The sequence below is a fragment of the Kitasatospora sp. NBC_00240 genome, from assembly GCF_026342405.1.
Classification (GTDB): Bacteria; Actinomycetota; Actinomycetes; order Streptomycetales; family Streptomycetaceae; genus Kitasatospora.
This window is the reverse complement of sequence record NZ_JAPEMU010000001.1, coordinates 2,052,132-2,075,010: the sequence shown is the minus strand read 5'-3', so window position 1 is coordinate 2,075,010 and position 22,879 is coordinate 2,052,132. Positions and strand designations below refer to the sequence as shown.

General features: G+C 71.4%; 22 protein-coding genes. 19 read left to right on the top strand and 3 right to left on the bottom strand.

Annotated elements, in window-relative coordinates:
• Positions 1–46 precede the first annotated feature (46 nt).
• Positions 47–1,657, top strand: coding sequence for an ABC transporter substrate-binding protein (locus tag OG689_RS08685; RefSeq protein WP_266319123.1), 1,611 nt, complete (start codon positions 47–49; stop codon positions 1,655–1,657).
• 160 nt (positions 1,658–1,817) lie between these two features.
• On the opposite strand, the gene OG689_RS08680 is transcribed toward OG689_RS08685, so the two are convergent.
• Together OG689_RS08680 and OG689_RS08675 are read right to left on the bottom strand one after the other, a co-directional pair.
• On the bottom strand, positions 1,818–2,489 hold the full coding sequence (locus OG689_RS08680; protein WP_073921596.1) for a response regulator transcription factor: 672 nt from the start codon (positions 2,487–2,489) through the stop codon (positions 1,818–1,820).
• On the bottom strand, positions 2,490–3,548 hold the full coding sequence (locus OG689_RS08675) for a PD-(D/E)XK nuclease family protein (RefSeq protein WP_266319122.1): 1,059 nt from the start codon (positions 3,546–3,548) through the stop codon (positions 2,490–2,492).
• A 182-nt stretch (positions 3,549–3,730) separates the two neighbouring features.
• Between OG689_RS08675 and OG689_RS08670 the strand changes: the two genes are divergently transcribed.
• The 3 genes from OG689_RS08670 to OG689_RS08660 all read left to right on the top strand — a co-directional run bounded on the left by OG689_RS08670 (position 3,731) and on the right by OG689_RS08660 (position 6,897).
• The gene (locus tag OG689_RS08670) at positions 3,731–4,954 is read left to right on the top strand and encodes a site-2 protease family protein (RefSeq protein ID WP_266319121.1); all 1,224 of its coding nucleotides are present in this window, start codon (positions 3,731–3,733) and stop codon (positions 4,952–4,954) included.
• A 148-nt stretch (positions 4,955–5,102) separates the two neighbouring features.
• Positions 5,103–6,071, top strand: a complete 969-nt coding sequence (locus tag OG689_RS08665) for a tRNA (adenine-N1)-methyltransferase (protein ID WP_266319120.1) — start codon at positions 5,103–5,105, stop codon at positions 6,069–6,071.
• A gap of 208 nt (positions 6,072–6,279) precedes the next feature.
• A complete protein-coding gene (locus OG689_RS08660; RefSeq protein WP_266319118.1) occupies positions 6,280–6,897 on the top strand; it encodes a hypothetical protein in 618 nt (205 codons plus the stop codon).
• Positions 6,898–7,215: 318 nt separating this feature from the next.
• Here the strand turns inward: OG689_RS08660 and OG689_RS08655 are convergent, their stop codons facing one another.
• Entirely contained in the window at positions 7,216–7,521 is a 306-nt protein-coding gene (locus OG689_RS08655; protein WP_266319117.1) for a ferredoxin, read from the bottom strand.
• Between the two features lie 284 nt (positions 7,522–7,805).
• Between OG689_RS08655 and arc the strand changes: the two genes are divergently transcribed.
• The 15 genes from arc to tatC all read left to right on the top strand — a co-directional run bounded on the left by arc (position 7,806) and on the right by tatC (position 22,832).
• Positions 7,806–9,572 carry a proteasome ATPase gene (arc, locus tag OG689_RS08650; protein WP_266319115.1) on the top strand — a complete coding sequence of 589 codons (1,767 nt, stop codon included), beginning with the start codon at positions 7,806–7,808 and terminating at the stop codon, positions 9,570–9,572.
• 207 nt (positions 9,573–9,779) lie between these two features.
• Positions 9,780–11,309, top strand: a complete 1,530-nt coding sequence (dop, locus tag OG689_RS08645; RefSeq protein WP_266319114.1) for a depupylase/deamidase Dop — start codon at positions 9,780–9,782, stop codon at positions 11,307–11,309.
• Positions 11,310–11,529: 220 nt separating this feature from the next.
• Positions 11,530–11,748: a ubiquitin-like protein Pup gene (locus OG689_RS08640; RefSeq protein ID WP_266319112.1), complete on the top strand. Its 219-nt coding sequence runs from the start codon at positions 11,530–11,532 to the stop codon at positions 11,746–11,748.
• Positions 11,749–11,956: 208 nt separating this feature from the next.
• Positions 11,957–12,799: a proteasome subunit beta gene (prcB, locus tag OG689_RS08635; RefSeq protein ID WP_266319110.1), complete on the top strand. Its 843-nt coding sequence runs from the start codon at positions 11,957–11,959 to the stop codon at positions 12,797–12,799.
• 82 nt (positions 12,800–12,881) lie between these two features.
• The gene (gene prcA / locus OG689_RS08630; RefSeq protein ID WP_266319109.1) at positions 12,882–13,634 is read left to right on the top strand and encodes a proteasome subunit alpha; all 753 of its coding nucleotides are present in this window, start codon (positions 12,882–12,884) and stop codon (positions 13,632–13,634) included.
• Positions 13,635–13,795: 161 nt separating this feature from the next.
• Positions 13,796–15,157 (top strand): Pup--protein ligase, encoded by a 1,362-nt coding sequence (gene pafA, locus OG689_RS08625; RefSeq protein WP_266319108.1) that lies wholly within the window; start codon positions 13,796–13,798, stop codon positions 15,155–15,157.
• A gap of 276 nt (positions 15,158–15,433) precedes the next feature.
• Positions 15,434–16,399: an FKBP-type peptidyl-prolyl cis-trans isomerase gene (locus OG689_RS08620; protein WP_266319107.1), complete on the top strand. Its 966-nt coding sequence runs from the start codon at positions 15,434–15,436 to the stop codon at positions 16,397–16,399.
• 198 nt (positions 16,400–16,597) lie between these two features.
• Positions 16,598–17,908, top strand: a complete 1,311-nt coding sequence (locus OG689_RS08615; RefSeq protein WP_266319106.1) for an FKBP-type peptidyl-prolyl cis-trans isomerase — start codon at positions 16,598–16,600, stop codon at positions 17,906–17,908.
• Between the two features lie 162 nt (positions 17,909–18,070).
• Entirely contained in the window at positions 18,071–18,436 is a 366-nt protein-coding gene (locus tag OG689_RS08610; RefSeq protein ID WP_266319105.1) for an FKBP-type peptidyl-prolyl cis-trans isomerase, read from the top strand.
• 550 nt (positions 18,437–18,986) lie between these two features.
• Entirely contained in the window at positions 18,987–20,000 is a 1,014-nt protein-coding gene (locus OG689_RS08605; protein WP_266319104.1) for a WYL domain-containing protein, read from the top strand.
• A complete protein-coding gene (locus OG689_RS08600) occupies positions 19,997–20,953 on the top strand; it encodes a WYL domain-containing protein (RefSeq protein ID WP_266319103.1) in 957 nt (318 codons plus the stop codon). The genes OG689_RS08605 and OG689_RS08600 overlap by 4 nt, the downstream gene beginning before the upstream one ends.
• Before the next feature lie 2 nt (positions 20,954–20,955).
• Positions 20,956–21,186: a hypothetical protein gene (locus OG689_RS08595; RefSeq protein WP_266319102.1), complete on the top strand. Its 231-nt coding sequence runs from the start codon at positions 20,956–20,958 to the stop codon at positions 21,184–21,186.
• 37 nt (positions 21,187–21,223) lie between these two features.
• Positions 21,224–21,400, top strand: coding sequence for a hypothetical protein (locus OG689_RS08590; protein ID WP_266319100.1), 177 nt, complete (start codon positions 21,224–21,226; stop codon positions 21,398–21,400).
• A gap of 147 nt (positions 21,401–21,547) precedes the next feature.
• A complete protein-coding gene (tatA, locus tag OG689_RS08585; RefSeq protein ID WP_266319099.1) occupies positions 21,548–21,826 on the top strand; it encodes a Sec-independent protein translocase subunit TatA in 279 nt (92 codons plus the stop codon).
• A gap of 64 nt (positions 21,827–21,890) precedes the next feature.
• A complete protein-coding gene (gene tatC / locus OG689_RS08580) occupies positions 21,891–22,832 on the top strand; it encodes a twin-arginine translocase subunit TatC (RefSeq protein WP_266319098.1) in 942 nt (313 codons plus the stop codon).
• Positions 22,833–22,879: the final 47 nt, after the last annotated feature.

The window sequence follows — 22,879 nt, the reverse complement described above, 5'->3', positions numbered from 1 at the left end:
GCCACCGGCACACACCGCCGGCCGCACCGAGAAGGACGCCACCCGCATGACTTCAGCTCAACGACTGGCAGCGCTCACCTGTGCCGGACTCGTCGCCACCACCGTCGCGGGCTGCGGCTCCGTCACCAAGGCCGTCACCGGTTCGGACCCGGGCGGGGCGATCGTGATGGGCACCACCAGCGTCACCAACGTGCTGGACCCGGCCGGCGCCTACGACAACGGCTCCTGGCTGCTGCTGCACAACACCTTCCAGTCGCTGCTGAAGTTCCCCGCCGGCAGCTCCGCGCCGAGCCCGGACGCCGCGCAGTCCTGTGAGTTCACCGGGGCCGACGCCACCACCTACCACTGCACCCTGCGGTCCGGCCTGAAGTTCTCCAACGGCCACCCGCTCACCGCCCAGGACGTGGTCTTCTCCATCGAGCGGATGAAGAAGATCGCCGACGACAACGGCCCGTCCTCGCTGCTCGACTCCATCAAGTCGGTGGAGGCCAAGGGCGACACCGAGGTGACCTTCCAGCTCAGCCAGCCGGACGCGGTGCTGCCGGCCAAGCTGGCCAGCTCGGCCGGTGCGATCGTCGACCACCAGGTCTTCCCGGCCGACAAGCTGCTGCCCAACGACAAGCTGGTGGGCTCCGGCCCGTACAAGATCGACAGCCTGGAGACGATGGCCGCGGACGGCGGCACCAAGGTGCCCGGCAAGGTCACCCTGGTCGCCAACGACCAGTTCGGCGGCGACGAGAAGCTGCGGAACAAGAAGTTCACCCTGCGGTACTTCCTCAAGGGATCGGACCTCAAGACCGCCCTCGACACCGGCGAGGTGGACCTCACCGACAACAGCCTCGACCCGGGCGCGGGAGCCCAGTACCTGGCGGACCAGCAGGCCGGCAAGACGGCCGTCCAGGTCGCCGACGGTGACAGCTCCGAGACCCGCTACCTGGCCTTCAACACCAAGGACGCGGTCACCGGCAACCCCGCGGTGCGCCAGGCCGTCGCCCAGCTGCTGGACCGCAAGGTGCTGGCCCGCGACGTCTACGCCCGCACCGTCCAGCCGCTCTACTCGGTGGTCCCCGCCGGGGTGGCCGGTCACAACACCGCCTTCTTCGACAAGTACGGCGACCCGGACGTGGCGAAGGCCAAGCAGATCCTGACCGCGGCCAAGGTGGCCCTGCCGGTCAAGCTGAGCCTGACCTGGTCCCGGGCCCGGGCCGAGGGTGCCGAGTCCGCCGAGATGAAGAAGCAGCTGGAGGCCAGCGGCCTCTTCCAGGTGACGGTCACCCAGGAGGCGGACTGGGAGAAGTTCAAGAAGGGCTGGAAGGCCGGCAGCTACCAGGCCTACACGATCGGCTGGACGGCCGACTACCCGGACCCGGACAACTTCGTCGCCCCGCTGGTCGTCGACGGCGGCGCCTACCACACCGGCTGGAACGACCCCCGGATCAGCGACAAGCTGCTGCCGGAGAGCCTGCGGCAGGTCGACCGGGCCGCCGCGGGTGCCGTCTTCGCGCAGATGCAGAACATCACCGCCGAGGGCGTCCCGCTGATCCCGATCTTCCAGGCGAAGTCCTTCTACGCCTTCCGCTCCAACATCACGGGTGTGGAGTCCACGGTCGACACCACCGGCGTGTTCCGGTTCTGGGAGATCGGCCGCAGCAAGTAGCAGGGCCGCGGCCCCGCAGACCGGTGGCCCGTCCGCCCCTCCTGGTGCAAGGGGGCGGACGGGCCACCCTCATGTCCGGGCCACCCTCGTGCCCGGGCCACGGGCCTGACGCGCGGTCGGGCCGGGCACCCGTCGGCGCCCGGCCCCCTGCAAGCCCGTCCTACAGTGCGCCGGGGCGCACCAGCCCGCTCTCGTAGGCGTACACCGCCGCCTGCACCCGGTCGCGCAGCTGAAGCTTGGTCAGTACATGGCCGACGTGGGTCTTCACCGTGGTCTCGCTGACGAAGAGTTCGGCCGCGATCTCGGCGTTCGACAGGCCTCGGGCGACCAGCCGGAGCACCTCCAGCTCACGCTCCGTCAGCGCGGTGAGGGCCTGCGGCGGAGCCTCGTCCCCGGACGGGAGCTTGGTGGCGTACATGTCCAGCAGCCGGCGGGTGATGCTCGGGGCGAGCATCGCGGCGCCGTCGGCGACCACCCGGATCGCCTGCACCAGCTCCTCGGCCGGGACGTCCTTGAGCAGGAAGCCGCTGGCCCCCGCCCGGAGCGCCTCGACCACGTACTCGTCCAGGTCGAAGGTGGTCAGCACCAGGACCTTGGCCGGGCCGTCACGGCCGGGGCCGGCGATCCGGCGGGTGGCCTCGACACCGTCCATCCGGGGCATCCGGATGTCCATCAGCACCACGTCGGGCTGCAGCGCCCGGACCTGGTCCAGCGCCTGCTGGCCGTCGCCGGCCTCGCCGACCACCACCAGGTCGGACTCGGCCTCCAGGATCATCCGGAAGCCGGTACGCAGCAGTGGCTGGTCGTCGACCAGCAGCACTCGGATCGTCACCTAGGACTCCTTGCTCAGGTGCTCGTTCGACCCCTGCGGCGCCGGGGCGGCGGGGTCGTCCTCGTCGGATCGGGTGGCCGGCCCGGCCGGGGCCGCCGGGGTGGGCAGGTCGACCGTGGCCGCCGTGGCCTCCGGGGCGGTCGCGGAGCCGTCCCGCGCGGCCGGTACGCCCGCCGCCGGCGGGCCGGTCAGCGGGAGCGGGTACGGCGGGGGAGTGCCGCCGAACTCCGGGCAGCTCGCCTTGTGGTCGCACCAGTCGCAGAGCCGGTTCCTGGTGGCCGGGAACTCGCCGGTGGCCACCGCCTGCGAGATGGTCTCCCAGAGCGCCATCAGCTTGCGCTCCACCGCGCGCAGGTCCGCCTCGTCCGGGTCGTACGACACCACGTCGCCGCCCCCGCCCAGGTAGACCAGCTGCAGCCGCTTGGGGATCACGCCCTTCCAGCGCCACACCACCAGGGCGTAGAACTTCATCTGGAACATGGCCTTGCCCTCGAAGTCCCGCGAAGGCGCCCGGCCGGTCTTGTAGTCGACCAGCCGCACCTCACCGGTCGGCGCGACGTCCACCCGGTCGATGTAGCCGCGCAGCAGCAGGCCCGACTCCAGCGCCGTCTCCACGTACAGCTCGCGCTCGACGGGGTGCAGCCGGGTCGGGTCCTCCAGCCGGAACCACTGGCCGATCAGCTTCTCGGCGTCCGCCAGCCAGCGGGTCAGCGCGGCGCCGTCCGGCTCCGCGGCGCCGCCCTCGCCGCCGCCGAACAGGCCGGCCAGCTCCGGGCGCTCGCCGAGCAGCCGCTCCCACTGCGGGCGCAGCAGGCCGAGCGCCCGCTCGTGGGTCCGCTCCGCGGCGGGACTGTCGAAGAGCCGTTCCAGGACGGCGTGGACGAGGGTGCCGCGGGTGGCGGCGGAACTCGGCGGTTCGGGCAGCTTGTCGATCACCCGGAGGCGGTAGAGCAGCGGACAGGTCAGGAAGTCCCCCGCACGCGACGGGGACAGCCCGGTCGGGGGCGCGGCCCGGCGGGCCGGCGCCTCGACGGTCGGGCCGTGGTCGGTCTGGTGCATGCCCCGACCCTATGGCCCAGCGCTGTCATTCCGCTGCCACGGCGCTGACACGGCGGGCGCTGGGGAGGGCCGGATACGGGTATGAAACCTCCAGGAGGGGCGGGCGCCGGATTCCGCCGGAGATCACGTAGCGTGGGCGGACGGCGCGGCCACGACGGGGACGACGAGCTGAAGGGACACCGGTGAGCGACACCAGGGGGCAGCAGACCTCCGAACAGCCACCGCCCGGCGGGGCACCCGGCGAGGGCACGCCCCCGGCCGGCGGGCCCGGGCCGCGCGGCGGCATCCTGATGGGCCGCCCGTTCGGCGTGCCGGTCTACGTCACCCCGTCCTGGTTCGTCATCGCCGCGCTGATCACCTGGATCTTCGGCGGGCAGCTCGCCCGGGTCCTGCCGGATCTGGGCGCCACCCGCTACCTGGTCGCGCTGTCCTTCGCGATCGCCTTCTACGCCTCGGTCCTGGTGCACGAGCTGGCGCACACCCTGGTCGCGCTGCGCTACAAGCTCGGGGTGCGCCGGATCCAGCTGCAGTTCCTCGGCGGCATCTCGGAGATCGAGAACGAGGCGCAGACCCCGGCCCGGGAGTTCTGGCTGGCCTTCGTCGGGCCGCTGCTCTCCGTGGTGCTCGGCGGGGTCTTCCTGGCGGCCGGCCGGCTGGTGGAGCTCTCCAGCGTCCCGGGCGTGCTGCTGGCCGGGCTGATGGTCAGCAACTTCGTGGTCGCCGTGTTCAACCTGCTGCCCGGCCTGCCGCTGGACGGCGGCCGGATGCTGCGCGCCGTCGTCTGGGGCCTGACCGGCCGCCCGATGGCCGGCACCGTGGCGGCCTCCTGGGCCGGGCGGGCGCTGGCCGTCGCGGTCCTGATCGGCCTGCCGCTGTTCAGCGCCTCGCGGGACGGCGGCGGGCGCACCGGCACCGACACCCTCATCGACGCGGCGCTCGCCGCGATCCTGGCCGCGATCATCTGGAACGGCGCGGTCGGGGGCCTGCGCGGCGCCCGGCTGAAGGAGGCGCTGCCGGGCCTGCGGGTGCGGGAGCTGGCCCGCCGGGTCGTCCCGGTCACCGCCGACACACCGCTGGGCGAGGCGCTGCGCCGGGCCCGCGAGGCCGGGGCGGGCGCCGTCCTGGTGGTGGACGGGCTGGGCGCGCCGATCGCCCTGGTCCGGGAGTCCGCGGTGCGGGCGGTGCCCGAGCACCGCCGTCCGTGGATCGCGGTGGGCGCCCTCGCCCGGGACCTGGAGCCCGGCCTGCGGCTGCCGGCCGACCTGGCCGGCGAGGACCTGCTGAGAGCCCTGCGGGCGACCCCGGCCAGCGAGTACCTGGTGGTCGAGCCGGACGGGTCCGCGTACGGGGTGCTGGCGCTGACCGACATCGAGCAGCGGCTCAGCAGGGCCGTCGCGGGCCGCTGAGGAGCGCCTGCGGCCAGTTCCGGCCGGGGTGACGGCGAGGGGCCGGAAGAGGTGCCCGGAGCGGCCGGGCGGCCCCGCCGCGCCGCCGGCGTGACCACAGTGATCACTGTGGTCGGTGGGACGGCTGTCAGCCCTTAGAATTGTCCGCATGTCCGAACCGACCGGTGCCACCCGCCGACGCGGGCCCTTCCAGGTCGGGGACCAGGTCCAGCTGACCGACCCCAAGGGCCGCCACTACACGTTCACGCTCCAGGCCGGGAACCAGTTCCACACCCACAAGGGTGCGTTCCCCCACGACGAGCTGATCGGCGCCCCCGAGGGCACGGTCGTGCGCACCACGGGTAACGTCCCGTACCTCGCGCTGCGCCCCCTGCTCCCCGACTACGTCCTGTCCATGCCCCGCGGCGCCGCCGTGATCTACCCCAAGGACGCGGGGCAGATCCTGGCGATGGCCGACATCTTCGCCGGTGCCCGCGTGGTCGAGGCCGGCGTCGGCTCCGGCGCGCTCAGCACCTACCTGCTGCGTGCCGTCGGCGACACCGGCCTGCTGGCCTCCTACGAGCGCCGCCAGGACTTCGCGGACATCGCCAAGGGCAATGTCGAGCGCTACTTCGGCGGGCCGCACCCGGCCTGGAAGCTCACCGTCGGTGACCTCCAGGACAACCTGGTCGAGGCCGACGTCGACCGCGTGATCCTCGACATGCTGGCCCCCTGGGAGTGCCTGGACGTCGCCTCCAAGGCGCTCGTCCCCGGCGGTCTGATCTGCTGCTACGTGGCCACCACCACGCAGATGTCGAAGACCGTCGAGGCGCTGCGCGACCACGGCACCTTCACCGAGCCGCAGGCCTGGGAGACCATGGTCCGCACCTGGCACCTGGAGGGTCTGGCCGTCCGCCCGGACCACCGCATGATCGGCCACACCGGCTTCCTGCTCACCTCCCGCCGCCTCGCCGACGGCGTCGAGCCGCCGCTGCGCCGCCGCCGCCCCTCCAAGGGCTCGTACGGCGAGGACTACGACAACGGGTCCACCGAGCAGAGCCTGCAGGAGCGGGCCGCCGCCCGCGCCGCCGCCAAGGCCACCAGCACGGACGCGCCCGGCGCGCCCGATCTCGGCTGACCGCAGGAACACCACGGCGACACCACCGCGAGGGGCGTTGCGAGGGGCTCAGGCCCCACGCAACGCCCCTCGCGTCGTCGCAGGTGGGGCGGGCACCGGTGGCCGTCCGACCCCCCGTCCGGGCCGCCGGGGGCGTGTGGGAGGATGCTCGCTCACAGACACCCGCCGTACCCGGCGAGGGCACCGTACCGGTGGAGGGGAACTCCTGGTGGAAGCAGCGGTCGGGACGGCGAACGCCGAGGGGACGACCGGGGGAGGTGCCCGGCCGCCGGCCGGGCCGGGGCATGCCCGTCCCGGCGTCAAGCACTGGGCGGTGGTGGCCGCGGGCTGCGCCGCGGTGGTGGCCGGGGCGTTCGCGGCCGGGCCGGCCTCCGGGACGCCCGGGCCGATACGCCCGGCCCCCAGGGCCCTGCCGGCCGCCGAGGCACCCGATCCGGCGAAGGCCGAACTGCCCCTCGACTGCGGACCCTTCCCGGTGAAGGTGTCGGTGCACTTCGGCGCCGACCTCGGCGACGGTAAGCCGGGCACGGTGGCCGCCGCGCACTGCGACGCCGAGAACGGCACCCCGCCCGACGCGGTCTTCCTGCTCGGCCCCGGCCAGGACGGCCGGCCCGTGGTGCTCGCCACCCTGCTCTCGGAGCAGGAGAACCTGACGGTCAGCAGGCTGACCCTGCGCAGCGACGGTGTCATCACCGGTCACGCCCAGGGCTACTCCTCCGACGACGTCCCGCGGTTCAGCCCGGACGTCTCACTCGACCTCACCTGGGCCCGCCAGGGCGGCCGCTGGACCCGCACCCAGACCCCGGCCCCGCCGGCCCAGGCCTGACAGCCCCAACCCCGTCCGGCCCGCCCGCGGCAGAACCCCCGGGCGGGCCCACGCAGCGACCCGAAGCCCGGCCATCCCGCTCACATCCAGCGCCCTCGGCCCGCGGGATTCACCACCGCGAGCCCGCCAAGGGCCCGCCCTCGCCGCCGTCCGGGCGACCCGCCACCGCTGTGACGTGCGGCAGCCCACCACCGCGAGCGGGCCGAAGGGCCGCGCCGGTGCCCCGCCCCCGTAAGGGCGCCCCCGGCCATTGCTGTGACGTGCGGCAGCCCACTGCCGCGAGCGAGCCGGCCCGGAGGCGAGCCGAGCCCCAACAAATCAGTCAGCCTCCGGCCCGTACACCTCGACCCGGTCCGCCACCCGGCGTACATGGATGCAGTCGCCGGGGCACTCCTTGGCCGAGTCCACCACGTCCTGAAGCAGGGTCAGCGGCACGGGTGCCGTGTCGCCCGGCTGCTGGCGCAGCTCGTCGTCCGCGCCCTTCACGTAGGCGAGGCCGTCGATGTCGAGCTCGAAGACCTCCGGCGCGTACTGCACACAGATGCCGTCGCCGGTGCAGAGATCCTGGTCGATCCACACCTCCAGCGGCTCGCCCGCTGCCGTCGCCTCACCGGTCACCGACATGTCTCCTGCCGTTCTGTCCCGAGTCGCCCCGTAATCAGGGGCAATCCCGCCATTCGTACAACGATCCGACCGGCACTCGTGGTCGCGATCGGATATCGACTCGCTCGACGATACATCTGGTCCGCTTTGGGCGGTGCGCGGTGGGTATCTCTTAAAGCAGAGGGGAAGCACGCGAGGGCGAAGATCGGACACGCCCGTTCCATCTTTCTTGATCTAGGGGTTTACATACCCCTGGTCCCAGGTAGGGTCTGGAAGCGTCCAGCTCCCCGGAGGAGGTGAGGACCGTGGCAGCCCACGATGACGACTACAACCGCAGCCCTGGCAGGCCCGCTCGTGGTTCCGACGAGGCCGCTCAGGTCTCGTACCTCGAGCAGGAAATCGCTGTCCTGCGCCGCAAGCTCGCCGACTCGCCGCGCAATTCGAGAATCCTCGAAGAGCGGATCGTCGAGCTCCAGACCAACCTGGCCGGTGCGACCGCCCAGAACGAACGGCTCGCCTCCACCCTTCGGGAGGCCCGCGACCAGATCGTGGCCCTCAAGGAGGAAGTGGACAGGCTGGCTCAGCCCCCCGCCGGATTCGGGACCTTCCTCACCCAGAACGAGGACGGCACCGCAGACATCTTCACCGGCGGTCGCAAGCTGCGCGTCAACGTCAGCCCGAGCATCGAGCTCGACGAGCTGCGCCGCGGCCAGGAGGTGATGCTCAACGAGGCCCTCAACATCGTGGACGCGATGGCCTTCGAGAGCATCGGCGACATCGTCACCCTCAAGGAAGTCCTCGAGGACGGCGAGCGCGCCCTGGTCACCGGGCACACCGACGAGGAGCGGGTGGTCCGGCTCGCCGAACCGCTGCGCGACATCACCCTGCGGTCCGGCGACGCCCTCCTGCTGGAGCCCCGCTCCGGCTACGTCTACGAGGTCGTCCCCAAGTCGGAGGTCGAGGACCTGGTCCTCGAGGAGGTCCCCGACATCGACTACCGGCAGATCGGCGGTCTGGCCAACCAGATCGAGCAGATCCGCGACGCGGTCGAACTGCCCTACCTGCACGCCGACCTGTTCAAGGAGTACGAGCTCCGGCCGCCGAAGGGCGTCCTGCTCTACGGCCCTCCCGGCTGTGGCAAGACGCTGATCGCCAAGGCGGTGGCGAACTCGCTCGCCAAGAAGGTCGCCGAGGTCACCGGCCGCCCGCAGGGGAAGAGCTACTTCCTCAACATCAAGGGCCCCGAGCTCCTCAACAAGTACGTCGGCGAGACCGAGCGGCAGATCCGCCTGGTCTTCCAGCGGGCCCGTGAGAAGGCCAGCGAGGGCACGCCCGTCATCGTCTTCTTCGACGAGATGGAGTCGCTCTTCCGTACCCGCGGCTCGGGTGTCAGCTCGGACGTGGAGAACACCATCGTCCCGCAGCTGCTGGCCGAGATCGACGGTGTGGAGGGCCTGGAGAACGTCATCGTGATCGGTGCCTCGAACCGTGAGGACATGATCGACCCGGCGATCCTGCGGCCCGGCCGGCTGGACGTCAAGATCAAGATCGAGCGTCCGGACGCCGAGGCGGCCAAGGACATCTTCTCGAAGTACCTCAAGGACTCGCTGCCCTTCCACCCGGACGACCTCAAGGAGCACGACGGCTCGGTGGACTCCACCGTGGCGGCGATGATCCAGGCGGTGGTCGAGCGGATGTACACCGAGACCGAGGAGAACCGCTTCCTGGAGGTCACCTACGCCAACGGTGACAAGGAGGTCCTGTACTTCAAGGACTTCAACTCCGGCGCCATGATCCAGAACATCGTGGACCGGGCGAAGAAGATGGCCATCAAGGACTTCCTCGACCACGGCCAGCGCGGCCTTCGCGTCTCCCACCTGCTCGCCGCCTGTGTGGACGAGTTCAAGGAGAACGAGGACCTGCCCAACACCACCAACCCGGACGACTGGGCCCGCATCTCCGGCAAGAAGGGCGAGCGGATCGTCTTCATCCGCACGCTCGTCACCGGCAAGCAGGGCGCCGAGTCCGGCCGCTCCATCGACACCGTGGCCAACACGGGGCAGTACCTCTAACCAGGTCCATCCCCGTTCCGCCGACCCCGTCCGGCTGTGGCGCCTCGCGGCCCCGCAGCCGGACGGCGCGTCTCAGGGCCGGCCTGTCGGTGCGGCGTTCTAGGCTCTACCCACCGTTCGCGGGCGTCCGGCCCGGGAGGGTGCTGTTCAGCGGTACGTCAGTGCGTTCCGCCCGTGGGGGGCGGCGCACAGGGCAAGGAGGGCCGCATGACCGTACGGCGCGTGATGGGGATCGAGACCGAGTACGGAATCTCCGTACCCGGGCACCCGAACGCCAACGCCATGCTCACCTCGTCCCAGATCGTCAACGCGTACGCGGCGGCGATGCACCGGGCTCGGCGGGCCCGCTGGGACTTCGAGGAGGAGAATCCGCTGCGTGACGCCCGGGGCTTCGACCTCGCGCGGGACGTCGCCGACGCCAGCCAGCTGACCGACGAGGACATCGGTCTGGCCAACATCATCCTCACCAACGGGGCCCGGTTCTACGTGGACCACGCCCACCCCGAGTACAGCTCGCCCGAGGTCACCAACCCGCGCGACGCCGTGCTCTGGGACAAGGCCGGCGAGCGGATCATGGCGGCCGCCGCGGCGCGCGCCCTGGAACTGCCCAACGGGCAGACCATCCACCTGTACAAGAACAACACCGACAACAAGGGCGCCTCCTACGGCACCCACGAGAACTACCTGATGAAGCGGTCGACGCCGTTCGCCGACATCGTCCGCCACCTCACCCCGTTCTTCGTCTCCCGCCAGGTGGTCACCGGCGCCGGCCGGGTGGGCCTGGGTCAGGACGGCTCGGTGCACGGCTTCCAGCTCAGCCAGCGCGCCGACTACTTCGAGGTCGAGGTCGGCCTGGAGACGACCCTCAAGCGCCCGATCATCAACACCCGCGACGAACCGCACGCCGACGCCGAGAAGTACCGCCGGCTGCACGTGATCATCGGGGACGCCAACCTCTCCGAGATCTCCACCTACCTCAAGCTGGGCACCACCGCGCTGGTCCTGTCGATGATCGAGGACGCCTTCATCGCCTCCGACCTGGCCGTCGACCAGCCCGTGCGGACCCTGCACCGGGTCTCCCACGACTCCACCCTGAAGCACCTGATCACGCTGCGCAGCGGGCGCCGGCTGACCGCCGTCCAGCTCCAGATGGAGTACTGCGAGCTGGCCAGGAAGTACGTCGAGGACCGCTTCGGCAACGACGCGGACGAGCAGACCGTGGACGTGCTGGCCCGCTGGGAGGACGTCCTCGGGCGGCTGGAGCGCGATCCGATGAGCCTGTCCAGGCAGCTGGACTGGGTGGCCAAGAAGGAGATCCTGGAGGGCTACCGCGCCCGTGACGGGGTCGGCTGGGACAGCTCCCGGCTGCAGCTGGTCGACCTGCAGTACAGCGACGTCCGGGCCGAGAAGGGCCTCTACAACCGTCTGGTGGCCCGTGGGCGGTTCGAACGGCTGGTCACCGAGGAAGAGGTCCAGCGGGCGGCCGCCAAGCCCCCGGAGGACACCAGGGCGTACTTCCGCGGCCGCTGCCTGGAGCAGTACGCCGAGCACGTCGCGGCGGCCTCCTGGGACTCGGTGATCTTCGACCTCCCCGGCCGGGACTCGCTCCAGCGGGTGCCGACCCTGGAGCCCCTGCGCGGGACGCGCAACCACGTCAAGGAGCTGCTGGACCGCTGTCGCACGGCCGAGGACCTGGTCCGGGTGCTCTCCGGCGACCGCGGCCAGGCCGGCACCTGAACGGCCCGCCGGCCGAGTCCGGCCCGTTCGCCCGGTAACTTTTCGATCACCACGGGTGAACGCCTCCTGAATGGGAATCATCCGGGGGAGCGCCGGACGTTGGACAGGAAGCGCCACATGCAAACCGGGAGCGATTCCCGCACCCGGTGTATAGGGTCGACGCAGTGGTGAAGACCCAGGAACACCAAGCCGTGCCAGACGAGTGAGCGGGGTGAGGGAAATGGCGGACAAGGACACCGGTGGCGGCCAGCAGCGGGCGAACCGTGCCTCCGAGGAGGTCGAGGAGCAGGCTGTCGAGGCGCAGAATTCCGAGGAGCTCCAGGAGCGCCAGGAAAAGCTGAGCGACGACGTCGACGCGGTCCTGGACGAAATCGACGAGGTCCTTGAGTCGAATGCCGAGGATTTCGTGCGGCAATTCGTCCAGAAGGGCGGCCAGTAGCGGCCCGGGCGCAGTCGGGAGGCCGGTCCGGAGCCTGCTGGAAGAGCGGCCCGGGCCATTCGCGGAATTCACGGTTGCGACCGCCGAGGGCGGGCGGGCGGCGTCGGCCTCCCGTCCGTCCGGGTCCGCCCCCGCCACAGGTGGATAGTGATCGCCAGGCGGGTAGGGTGCGGGCAGCGCGCGCTTCAAGCTACCTGGAAGGAATCGTGTGGAAGCCAACACTCGTGGCACCGGGCGTCTACCGGCTGCCTTCCTGACCCCCGGGTCCTCCTCGTTCATGGACTTCCTGGCGGAGTACTCGCCGGAGCTGATCCCCGGTCGCCGCAGCCTCCCGGAGGGGCTGACCATCGAGGCGCCGCACGGGACGACGATCGTCTCGGCGGTCTTCGACGGCGGTGTGGTGATCGCCGGTGACCGCCGCGCCACCATGGGCAACGTGATCGCCCAGCGCGACATCGAGAAGGTCTTCCCGGCCGACGAGTACAGCGCGGTCGGCATCGCCGGCACCGCCGGCCTCGCCGTCGAGATGGTGCGGCTCTTCCAGCTGGAGCTGGAGCACTACGAGAAGATCGAGGGCACCGTGCTCTCCCTGGAGGGCAAGGCCAACCGGCTCACCACGATGATCCGCGGCAACCTCGGGATGGCCATGCAGGGCCTGGCGGTCGTCCCGCTCTTCGCCGGCTACGACCAGGACCTCGACCGCGGCCGGATCTTCACCTACGACGTCACCGGCGGCCGCTCCGAGGAGCGCGGCTTCGCCGCCACCGGCTCGGGCTCGGTGTTCGCCCGGGGCTCGATGAAGAAGCTCTACCGCGAGGGCCTCTCCTCGCAGCAGGCCTCCATGCTGGTCGTCCAGGCGCTCTACGACGCCGCCGACGACGACTCCGCGACCGGTGGGCCCGACCTGGCCCGCAAGATCTTCCCGATCGTCTCGCTGATCACCGAGGACGGCTTCCGCAGGCTGTCCGAGTCCGAGGTCTCCGGCATCGCGCACTCGATCACCGACCAGCGGCTGGAGCACCCCAACGGTCCGCAGGCACCGCTGATCTAGCCCCTCCGCCCGATCCACCTCCCGACCCTCCCTCCCCGCCCCCGGGCCGGAGGGAGGTCCTGACAGAAGGGGACGACCGCCGGTGTCGACACCGTTCTACGTCTCGCCTCAGCAGGCCATGGCGGACCGCGCGGAGTACGCCCGCAAGGGCATCGCGCGCGGCCGTAGCGTGGTCGTGCTCACCTACGCCGACGGCATCGTCTTCGTCGCCGAGAACACCTCGCGGGCCCTGCACAAGGTGTCCGAGATCTACGACAAGATCGCCTTCGCGGCCGTCGGCCGCTACAACGAGTTCGAGAACCTGCGCATCGGCGGCGTCCGCTACGCCGACCTGCGCGGCTACTCCTACGACCGGGCCGACGTGACGGCCAGGGGCCTGGCCAACGTCTACGCCCAGACGCTGGGCACCATCTTCTCCTCCGTCGGGGAGAAGCCCTACGAGGTCGAACTGATCGTCGCCGAGGTCGGCAAGACCCCCGACGACGACCAGATCTACCGACTCACCCCCGACGGTTCGGTGGTGGACGAGCAGAACAGCGTCGTGGTCGGCGGCAACGCCGACTCCATCGGCAACTACCTGGGGCAGCGCCACCAGGTCGGCCTGAGCCTCACCGAGGCCCTCAAGCTGGCCGTGGACTCGCTCGCCAGGGACCCGAACGGCGGCTCCCCGCGCACCCTGACGCCGGAACAGCTGGAGGTCGCGGTCCTCGACCGCCAGCGCTTCCAGCAGCGCAAGTTCAAGCGGATCCTCGGCAGCCAGCTCGGCCGGCTGCTCGACGGGGACCAGTCCGCGGAGGCGGACGACGAGGACAAGCCGGCGGCGACGTCGGAGTAGGCCTCGTGAGTGAATCCCGTACGGTCGGCCGCACGGCCGTACGGGATTCCGTGCCCCTACGGTGAATCGACGTCACATCCATGGTCCGACCAGGCCGGTCGTGAACGGATTGCCACCGTGGAGGCGGTTTCGGACAGCTCCAATCAGAGAATGGATGCCTCATGGACCGCCGAATTTTCGGGCTGGAGAACGAGTACGGCGTCACGTGTACGTTCCGGGGACAACGACGTCTGTCTCCGGACGAGGTGGCCAGGTACCTCTTCCGCCGCGTAGTTTCCTGGGGCCGCAGCAGCAATGTCTTCCTGCGCAACGGTGCACGGCTCTACCTCGACGTCGGATCGCACCCCGAGTACGCCACCCCCGAGTGCGACGAGGTCACCGAACTGGTGACGCACGACAAGGCGGGCGAGCGCATCCTCGAGGGCCTCCTGGTGGACGCCGAACGGCGGCTGCACGAGGAGGGCATCGCCGGCGACGTGTACCTCTTCAAGAACAACACCGACTCCGCCGGGAATTCCTACGGCTGCCACGAGAACTACCTGGTGGCCCGGCACGGCGAGTTCTCGCGGCTCTCCGACGTGCTGATCCCGTTCCTGGTGACCCGCCAGCTGATCTGCGGCGCCGGCAAGGTGCTGCAGACCCCGCGCGGCGCGGTCTACTGCGTCAGCCAGCGGGCCGAGCACATCTGGGAGGGCGTCAGCTCGGCGACCACCCGCTCCCGCCCGATCATCAACACCCGCGACGAACCGCACGCCGACGCCGAGCGCTACCGCCGGCTGCACGTCATCGTCGGCGACTCGAACATGTCGGAGACCACCACCCTGCTCAAGGTGGGCGCGACCGACCTCGTGCTGCGCCTGATCGAGGCCGGCGTGGTGCTGCGCGACCTGACGCTGGAGAACCCGATCCGGGCGATCCGCGAGGTCAGCCACGACCTGACCGGCACGCACCAGGTCCGGCTCGCCAACGGCCGGGAGGCCAGCGCGCTGGACATCCAGGAGGAGTACTACTCCAAGGCGCTGGAGTTCGCGGACCGCAAGGGCATCAACACCGGGACGATCGCCCGGGTGCTGGAGCTCTGGGGCCGCACCCTGGAGGCCATCCGCACCGAGGACCTCGCGAGGGTCGGCAACGAGATCGACTGGATCATGAAGTACCGGCTGATCGAGCGGTACCGCGAGAAGCACCAGATGAGCATGTCCAACCCGCGGGTGGCGCAGATCGACCTCGCCTACCACGACATCCACCGCCGCCGCGGCCTGTTCTACCTGCTGCAGGGCAAGGGCCAGGCCGAGCGGGTGACCACCGACCTCAAGACCTTCGAGGCCAAGTCCGTCCCGCCGCAGACCACCCGGGCCCGGCTGCGCGGCGACTTCATCCGCCGGGCGCAGGAGCAGCGCCGCGACTTCACCGTCGACTGGGTGCACCTGAAGCTGAACGACCAGGCGCAGCGCACCGTCCTGTGCAAGGACCCGTTCCGTTCCGTGGACGAGCGGGTGGAGAAGCTGATCGCCGGCATGTGACCCGGACGGCCCGGACGGCCCGCACCCCGACACCCGGGGGTGCGGGCCGTCCGGTGCGCGGGGCCGGTGCGCGGGGCCGGCGCGCGGGGCCGGTGTGTGGGGCCGGGGCCGGCCGGCCCTGAGCGGCCGGCGAGCCCCGGAGTGCGCGGTGTGACGTGGGAGGGTGCCCCGTGTCGCCTACCGGGGCGGGGTGCGGTCTCGGCATACGCTGTCGGAGGATGTCCGAACAGCTGCACTTGACCGACAGTTAGGAACACCGTGCGTCGCACCGCCGGTTTGCTCGTAGTCCTGCCCCTGACGTTGCTGCTGGCCTGCAGCAGCAACGCGAAGGCGCCGGCCGAGGTGTCGCCCTCGGCGTCGAGCGCCGCGCCGACGGTGCCGGCCCCGGTGGACGAGGCCGCGCCGATGCCGACCGTCGAGGGGGCCTTCGGCAGCAAGGCCGTCATCACGATCCCGGCCGGGCAGCCCAGCGGCCAGTTCGTGATCAAGACGCTCAGCGAGGGTGACCGCCAGACGGTCAGCAAGGGCGACTGGGTGACGGTGAACTACTCCGCCAAGGACTGGACGACCGGCAAGGACCTGCCGAGCTCCTACGACACCGGCGGCAAGCCGCAGCTGTTCCAGGCCGGCAGCGGCCAGCTGGTGCCCGCCTTCGACCAGGCCGTGGTCGGGAAGAAGGTCGGCAGCCGGATCCTGGTGGTGGCCCCGCCGGCCGCCGCGTTCGGCAGCCAGGGCAACACCACGCTGGGCGTGGCGCCGGGCGACACGGTGGTGTTCGTGCTGGACATCGCCGAGGCCCTGCCGCAGGACTCCACCCTCTCCGGCACGATGACCCAGGCGCCGCCGACCTCCCCGCAGGTCAAGGACAACGGCAAGGCCGCCCCGACGATCACCATCCCGCCCGGTCAGGCACCCCCCACCGACCTCCAGCAGTTCGTGCTGATCAAGGGCGAGGGCAAGCAGGTGCAGTCCGGCCAGACCCTGGTGGTCCAGTACACCGGCGTGCTGTGGAGCAACGGCCAGCAGTTCGACTCCTCCTGGAGCCACGGCGGCGCGCAGGCCCTGCAGGTCGGGACCAAGAGCCTGATCGAGGGCTGGGACAAGGGCCTGGTCGGCCAGACGGTCGGCAGCCGGGTGATGCTCGTGGTGCCGCCCGCCCTGGGCTACAAGGACCAGGCGCAGGGCGCGGTGCCGGCGAACTCCACCCTGGTGTTCGTGATCGACATCCTGGAGGCGGTCTGACGGACGGGCCGCTCGGCTCGTACGCTTGGCGGACGCTCGTACACCAGACGCGCCCGTCCTCATACTGACCTGTCATACTGCTGCCCTCCCGCACTGTGGTGGCCAGGGCTTCCGGGTGCGGCGGCAGTACGGCAGGATCTCGGCGATCAGCAAGCCGGCCGGTAGGCCTCGAAGACCTGGTGAGATGGATGGGGAGTCATGTCTGAGAAAGCGTCGAGCCCGGGTGGGCCCGGCACCGCGAACGGCGGCTCCGCCGGCGACCCGACGGACTCGCGTCCGGGCGGGCCGCTGCCCGGCGACGGCGAGTCGATCGTGGTTCCGCCGTCGATCCTGAAGCAGCAGGCCGGCTGGGGCAGCCCCGGCGACGCGCCGCGGCCGAAGAGCGGCACCAAGACGGACGAGGCCCCGCAGATCTTCGCCTCGAACGTGCGCCGCCAGGACACCTCCGAGGCCGGGTACTACGAGAACCCGCCCAGCGTGGGCAAGCTCGGCCTGATCCTGGGCACCGTGCTGGCCGTGCTGCTGGCCGGCAGCGCGGTGACGCTCTACCTGGTGAACCGCGACGGCAAGACCTCGGCCGCCTCCACCCCGGTGGACGCCGCGCCGAGCGCCGCCCCGACCCCCACCGCCGACCCGGTGCCGCCGATCAAGGACACCGCCAAGGTGCTCCCGACGGTCACCGGCGACTTCGGCAAGAAGGCGGTCATCACCACGCCCGCCGAGGCCGCCGACGGCAGCTTCGTCGTGAAGGTCCTCTCCGAGGGCAGCGGCCCGGTCGTCGAGAAGAGCTCCTGGACCTCGGTCGACTACACCGCCAAGGACTGGACCACCGGCAAGGACATCCCCAGCTCGTACGACGAGAAGGGCAAGCCGCAGATCTTCCAGGCCGGCACCGACGCGCTGATCCCGGCGCTCGACCAGGCCGTCGTCGGCAAGAAGGCCGGCAGCCGCGTCCTGGTGGTGGCCCCGCCGGCCGCCGCCTTCGGTGCGCAGGGCAACACCAGCATGTCGATCGGCGCGAAGGACAACCTGGTCTTCGTGATCGACATCCAGCGGGTGAACGCCCCCGACGCCGTCGTCAGCGGCACGGTCACCCCGCCGCCCGCGGACTTCCCGCAGGTGAAGGACAACGGCAAGAAGGCCGCCGAGATCACCCCGGTCAAGGGCGCGGCGGAGCCGACCGAGCTCAAGAGCCACGTCCTGATCCAGGGCACCGGCCCCAAGGTCGAGTCGGGCGAGAAGGTCCTCGTCCAGTACACCGGCGCGCTCTGGAAGGACGGCAAGAAGTTCGACTCCTCGCTCGACAAGGGCCAGGCGTTCTCCTTCTCCGTCGGCGGCGGCCAGGTCATCGAGGGCTGGGACAAGGGCCTGCAGGGCGTGGCCGTCGGCAGCCGGGTCGAGCTGGTGATTCCCGCCTCGCTCGGTTACAAGGACCAGGCGCAGGGTGACATTCCGGCCAACTCCACCCTGGTCTTCGTGGTCGACGTGCTCGACGCGGGTGTGGGCTGACCCTCCTTCGGGTGACAATGGAACGTGAATGACCTTCGAGCGAGGCCGCGTGGCCTGCGCTCGGGCGGGCGGCGGGCGCCCGTACCGTGGTTCCGGAAGGAACAGCGGTGCGGGTACCTGCCGCTCCGTCGTGTACGTAACGAACCGTGAGAAGAGGCAGTTGTGAGCAAGCCCGAGATCGACTTCCCCGTTGGCGACCCGCCCACCGAGCTGCAGATCCGTGACATCACGGTCGGCGACGGTGCCGAGGCCAAGCCGGGCCAGGTCGTCGAGGTGCACTACGTCGGTGTCTCGTTCAGCACCGGCGAGGAGTTCGACGCGAGCTGGAACCGTGGCTCGTCGTTCAAGTTCCCGCTCGGTGGCGGCCGCGTCATCAAGGGCTGGGACCAGGGCGTCGTCGGCATGAAGGTCGGTGGCCGGCGCGAGCTGACCATCCCCGCGCACCTCGCCTACGGCAACCAGTCGCCGAGCCCGCTGATCAAGGCCGGCGAGACGCTGATCTTCGTCGTCGACCTGCTCGGCGTCTGAGACCCGCTCGTCCGATCGGCACGCCGATCGCGTGGCACCACGGGCCGTACCCCCGCCAAGGGGGTACGGCCCGGCTGCTTTTTGGGCGCCCGCTCTCCCTCCTTGCCCACCATCGGGCAGGAGGGGCGCAACCGGGGCCCTCCGATCCGGTGCCGACGGTCGTCGCTTCGTCAGTCGCTTCGTCAGTCGCTTCGCTCCCTCCCGCGCTCCTCTCCCCCCAGCCTCCGGCCGGGAGGTGCCCCATGTCGGCACCGGCGCGCCCCTTCGGCTCGGGACGCGGCCGTAGGGGGCCGGGTCAAGGCGTACCGTTCGGGGCTTGGGGTCGGGGAAGGCCGTTCGGGTTCGGTCAAGGCGGGTTCGGGGCTTGGGGCATCCGGGGGGTTCGGGGTCCGGGCAGGCTCTAGGGGGCCGGTCAGGGTGGCGGGGTGGCCCGTGAGCAGGCCTCGGCTTTCGCCGACGGTGGCGGTACCGGTACGGTCGGGGCGCCGGGTACACGGATTCCCGGTGGGCGCAACCCCGCGCACGGCGCGGCACACCGGAAGGGTCAGCGATGGCGATCGCCAAGGCAGAGCGGCTGATGAATCTCGCCCTGTGCCTGATGAACACCAGACGACCGCTCTCCAAGAAGGAGCTGCGGGAGTCCGTCGAGGCCTACCGCGAGGCGTGGCAGAACGGCAGCGAGGACGCCTTCAACCGGATGTTCGAGCGGGACAAGGACGACCTGCGCGAACTCGGCCTGGTCATCGACGTCGACGAGAACTCGCTGGACGGCGAGCTCGGCTACCTCGCCCGCGCCGACCGCAACCGGCTGCCCGAGATCGCGCTCGACGCCGAGGAGGCCGCGGCGCTGACCCTGGTCGCCAGGGTGTGGCAGCAGGCCAAGATGTCCGGCGCGGCCAGCGGCGCCCTGCAGAAGCTGCGGGCGGCCGGCGTCCCGTTCGCCGAGGCCGAGACGCACAGTGCCCTGGAGCCGCGGATCCCCGCCCGCGAGGCCGCCTTCGAACCGCTGCTGACCGCCGCCCGGGACCGCCGCCCGGTCACCTTCGAGTACCGCAAGGCCGGTGGCGCCGCCGCCGAGCAGCGCGCCGTCGAGCCGTGGGCCCTGGAGTGCTGGCGCGGGCACTGGTACCTGGCCGGCTGGGACCGCGACCGTCAGGACGCCCGGGTGTTCCGGCTCAGCCGGATCACCGGCAAGGTCCGCTCCCGCTCGGGCGCCTTCACCGGGGACGTCCCCGAGCACGTGGACGTCCGCGCGTACGTCGCCACCTTCGCCGGCGAGGGCGCCACCGCCACCGCGACCGTCCGGCTGCGCCGCGGGGCGGGTTTCCCGCTGCGCACCAAGGCGTTGGACACCCGCCGGGTGGACGAGCACTGGGACGAGCTGGAGATCCCGTACGGCTACGGGCTGGGCGCCCACCTCGCCGAGTTCGGCCCGGACCTGGTGGTGCTGGGCCCGGACGACCTGCGGGCCGACGTGATCGACCGGCTGCGCGCGGTGGCCGGACTGGAAGCGACCGCGGCCGTGACCCTGACCGGCGCCGCGACCGAGGGAGCACAGGCATGAGCAACGCCATCGACCAGACCCGCCGGATGCTCTCCCTGGTCACCTACCTGCGGGAGCGCCCCGGCGCCGAGGTGGCCGAGGTCGCCCGTGCCTTCGGGATCACCGAGCGCGAGCTGATCGGCGACCTCAACGTGCTGCCGATGTGCGGCACCAGCTTCCGCGGCGGCGACCTGCTCGACATCGACACCGACGGCGACCGGATCTGGTGGCACAACGTCGACGACGTGGCCCAGCCGCTGCGGCTGGCCGCCGACGAGGCCACCGCGCTGCTGGTCGCCGCCCGCGCCGTGGCGGGGCTGCCGGGCCTGCGCGAGCGCGACCGGGAGGCGCTCACCCGGGCCGTCGCCAAGATCGAGAACGCGGCGGGTGACAGCGCCGAGGGCAGCGCCCGGGTCGGCGTCACCTTCGAGGCGGAGAGCCACGTCTTCGCCGACATCGACCGGGCGCTCAGCGAGGGCCGCCGGCTGTGGCTGCGCTACTACTCGCACGGCCGCGGCGGGATGACCGAGCGCGAGGTCGACCCGATCCGCCTGGTCACCGAGGGCCACACCTACCTGGAGGCCTGGTGCCGGGTCTCCGAGGACCGGCGGATGTTCCGGCTCGACCGGGTGGCCGAGATCAAGGTGCTGGACACCCCGTCCGACCCGCCCCGGCTGGAGCCCCGCGACCTCTCCGGCGGGCTGGTCAACCCGTCCGCCGACGACCCCGAAGTGGTGGTCGAGGTCGGCCCCGGCGGGCGCTGGGTGGCCGAGTACTACACCCACGACTCGGCGCAGGAGCTGCCCGACGGCGGACTGCGGATCACCCTGCGCAGCGCCGATCCGTCCGGGCTGCGCCCGCTGGCGATGCGCCTCGGCCGGGACGGCCGGATCGTCTCGCCGCCCGAGCTCGCGGAGCAGGCCGCGGCGGCCGCCCTGGAGGCGCTGGCGGGTTACCCGGAAGGGCGGGCCTGACGGTGGAGCCGGGTACCAGGTTCAAGGTCTACTGCTCGGACTGCCGGGAGAAGGTGGAGCTGCCCGCGGAGGAGTTCCGGCTGACCCTCGGCCGGACCCCGGCGCAGTCGAGCTACAGCTTCAGCTGCCCGTCCTGCGGGGCGGGGGTCCGCAAGCCCGCGGGCGAGAAGATCGTCGAGGCGCTGACCCGGGCCGGCGTGCGCACCATGCGGCTGGTCCCGGCGGAGGGGTGACGCGGGGGTGCGTCGGGCAGGGCCTAGGCTTGGCGTCATGTCGTGGACCCTCGTCGCCGTCGTCCTGCTCGCCACCGCCGGGCTGCTGGTGCTCGGCGTCCTCGCCGGCCGGCTCTGGCTCGATGTGAGGGTGCTGGCCCGCGAGGTGGACACCGCGTCGCGGGCGCTGGCCGAGGCGGCCGGCGACCTGGGCGCGGCGGGCCGGGTCGGCTGAGTCTTCACCTGCTCGTGGCCCGGGGGGACTGCTCGGGGAGCGGGCGGCGGGTTACCCTCTGACCGTGGCTCCCGACCTTTCGGCGGGACCCCTCCCCGACAGTGCGCGGCGGTGATCCCGCCGCCGCGGAGAAGAAGGTGGTCGAGCATGCGGATCTCGCCGATCGCGATCCTGGTGGTCGTGGTGCTCGCAATTCTGCTCTTCGGCGCCAAGCGGCTGCCCGACCTGGCACGTTCACTGGGTCAGTCGATGCGGATCCTGAAGAGCGAGACCAAGGCCATGCGCGCCGAGGGCGGTGACGCCGGCGCCCCCGCGCCGCAGGACGCCCCCGCGCCCAGGACCATCAAGGCCGCCCCGGGCGCCCCCGGACCGTCGCGGCCGGTGACGGAGGAGCAGCCGTCGCAGGAGACCACGCAGCCGCGATGAGCCGGCGCGCGACCAGTGGAGCCCGCCGCCCGGCGGGCTTCGACGCACAAGTTGAGGACCGGGGTTGAGCAAGTCTTCCAAGGCGCTGAAGGCGCCCAAGGACTCCGAGGGGCGGATGGCCCTCGCCGACCACCTCCGCGAGCTGCGGAACCGGGTGGTGAAGTCGGTCCTGGCGATCGTGGTCCTCACGATCGTCGCGCTGATCTACCACAAGCAGATCGAGACCTTCCTGCTCAAGCCGCTGCCGCAGTGCACCGTGGACACGGCGGCGCAGTACAAGGGCAAGTGCGCGCAGGTCTCCAACATCGGCCTCACGTCGGGCTTCACCTGGATGCTGCAGGTCGCCCTGACGGCCGGTGTGGTCGGGGCCGTGCCGATCTGGCTCTACCAGGTGTGGGCCTTCGTGGTGCCCGGGCTGCACAAGCACGAGCGCAAGTACACGATGATCTTCATGGCCTGCGGCGCCCCGCTGTTCCTCGCCGGCGCCGTCTGCGCCTTCCTGCTGCTGCCGACCACGGTCGAGGTGCTGATCTCGTTCACCCCGAACGGGACGACCCCGATCCTGCCGCCGAACGACTACTTCAACATCGCCACCCGGATGGTGCTGGTCTTCGGCTTCGCCTTCGAGTTCCCGCTGCTGCTGGTGATGCTCAACCTCATCGGCATGGTCAGTGGCCGGCGGCTGCTCGGCTGGTGGCGCGGCATGATCATGGGCATCACGGTGTTCGCGGCCTTCGCGACGCCGAGCGCGGACCCGCTGAGCATGCTGGCGCTGGCCGCGCCGATCTGGGCGCTGTACTTCGTCGCCGTGGGTGTCGCGATGCTCAACGACCGTCGCAAGGCCCGTCGCAACCCGGACGCCGGGCTGGACGACGAGGAGGCCTCGGCGCTGGACCTCTCGGTCGACGCCGTCGCCCTCCCGGGCCCGGTGGAGGCCTCGGCCGCGCCGCTGGCCGGCGCGCCGGTGCCCGCCGCCCGCCGGGAGCAGCTGGACGACATCACCTGATCCGCCCGGGTCGGTCAGCCTGAGCCCCGGTCCGCCGTCACCGGCGG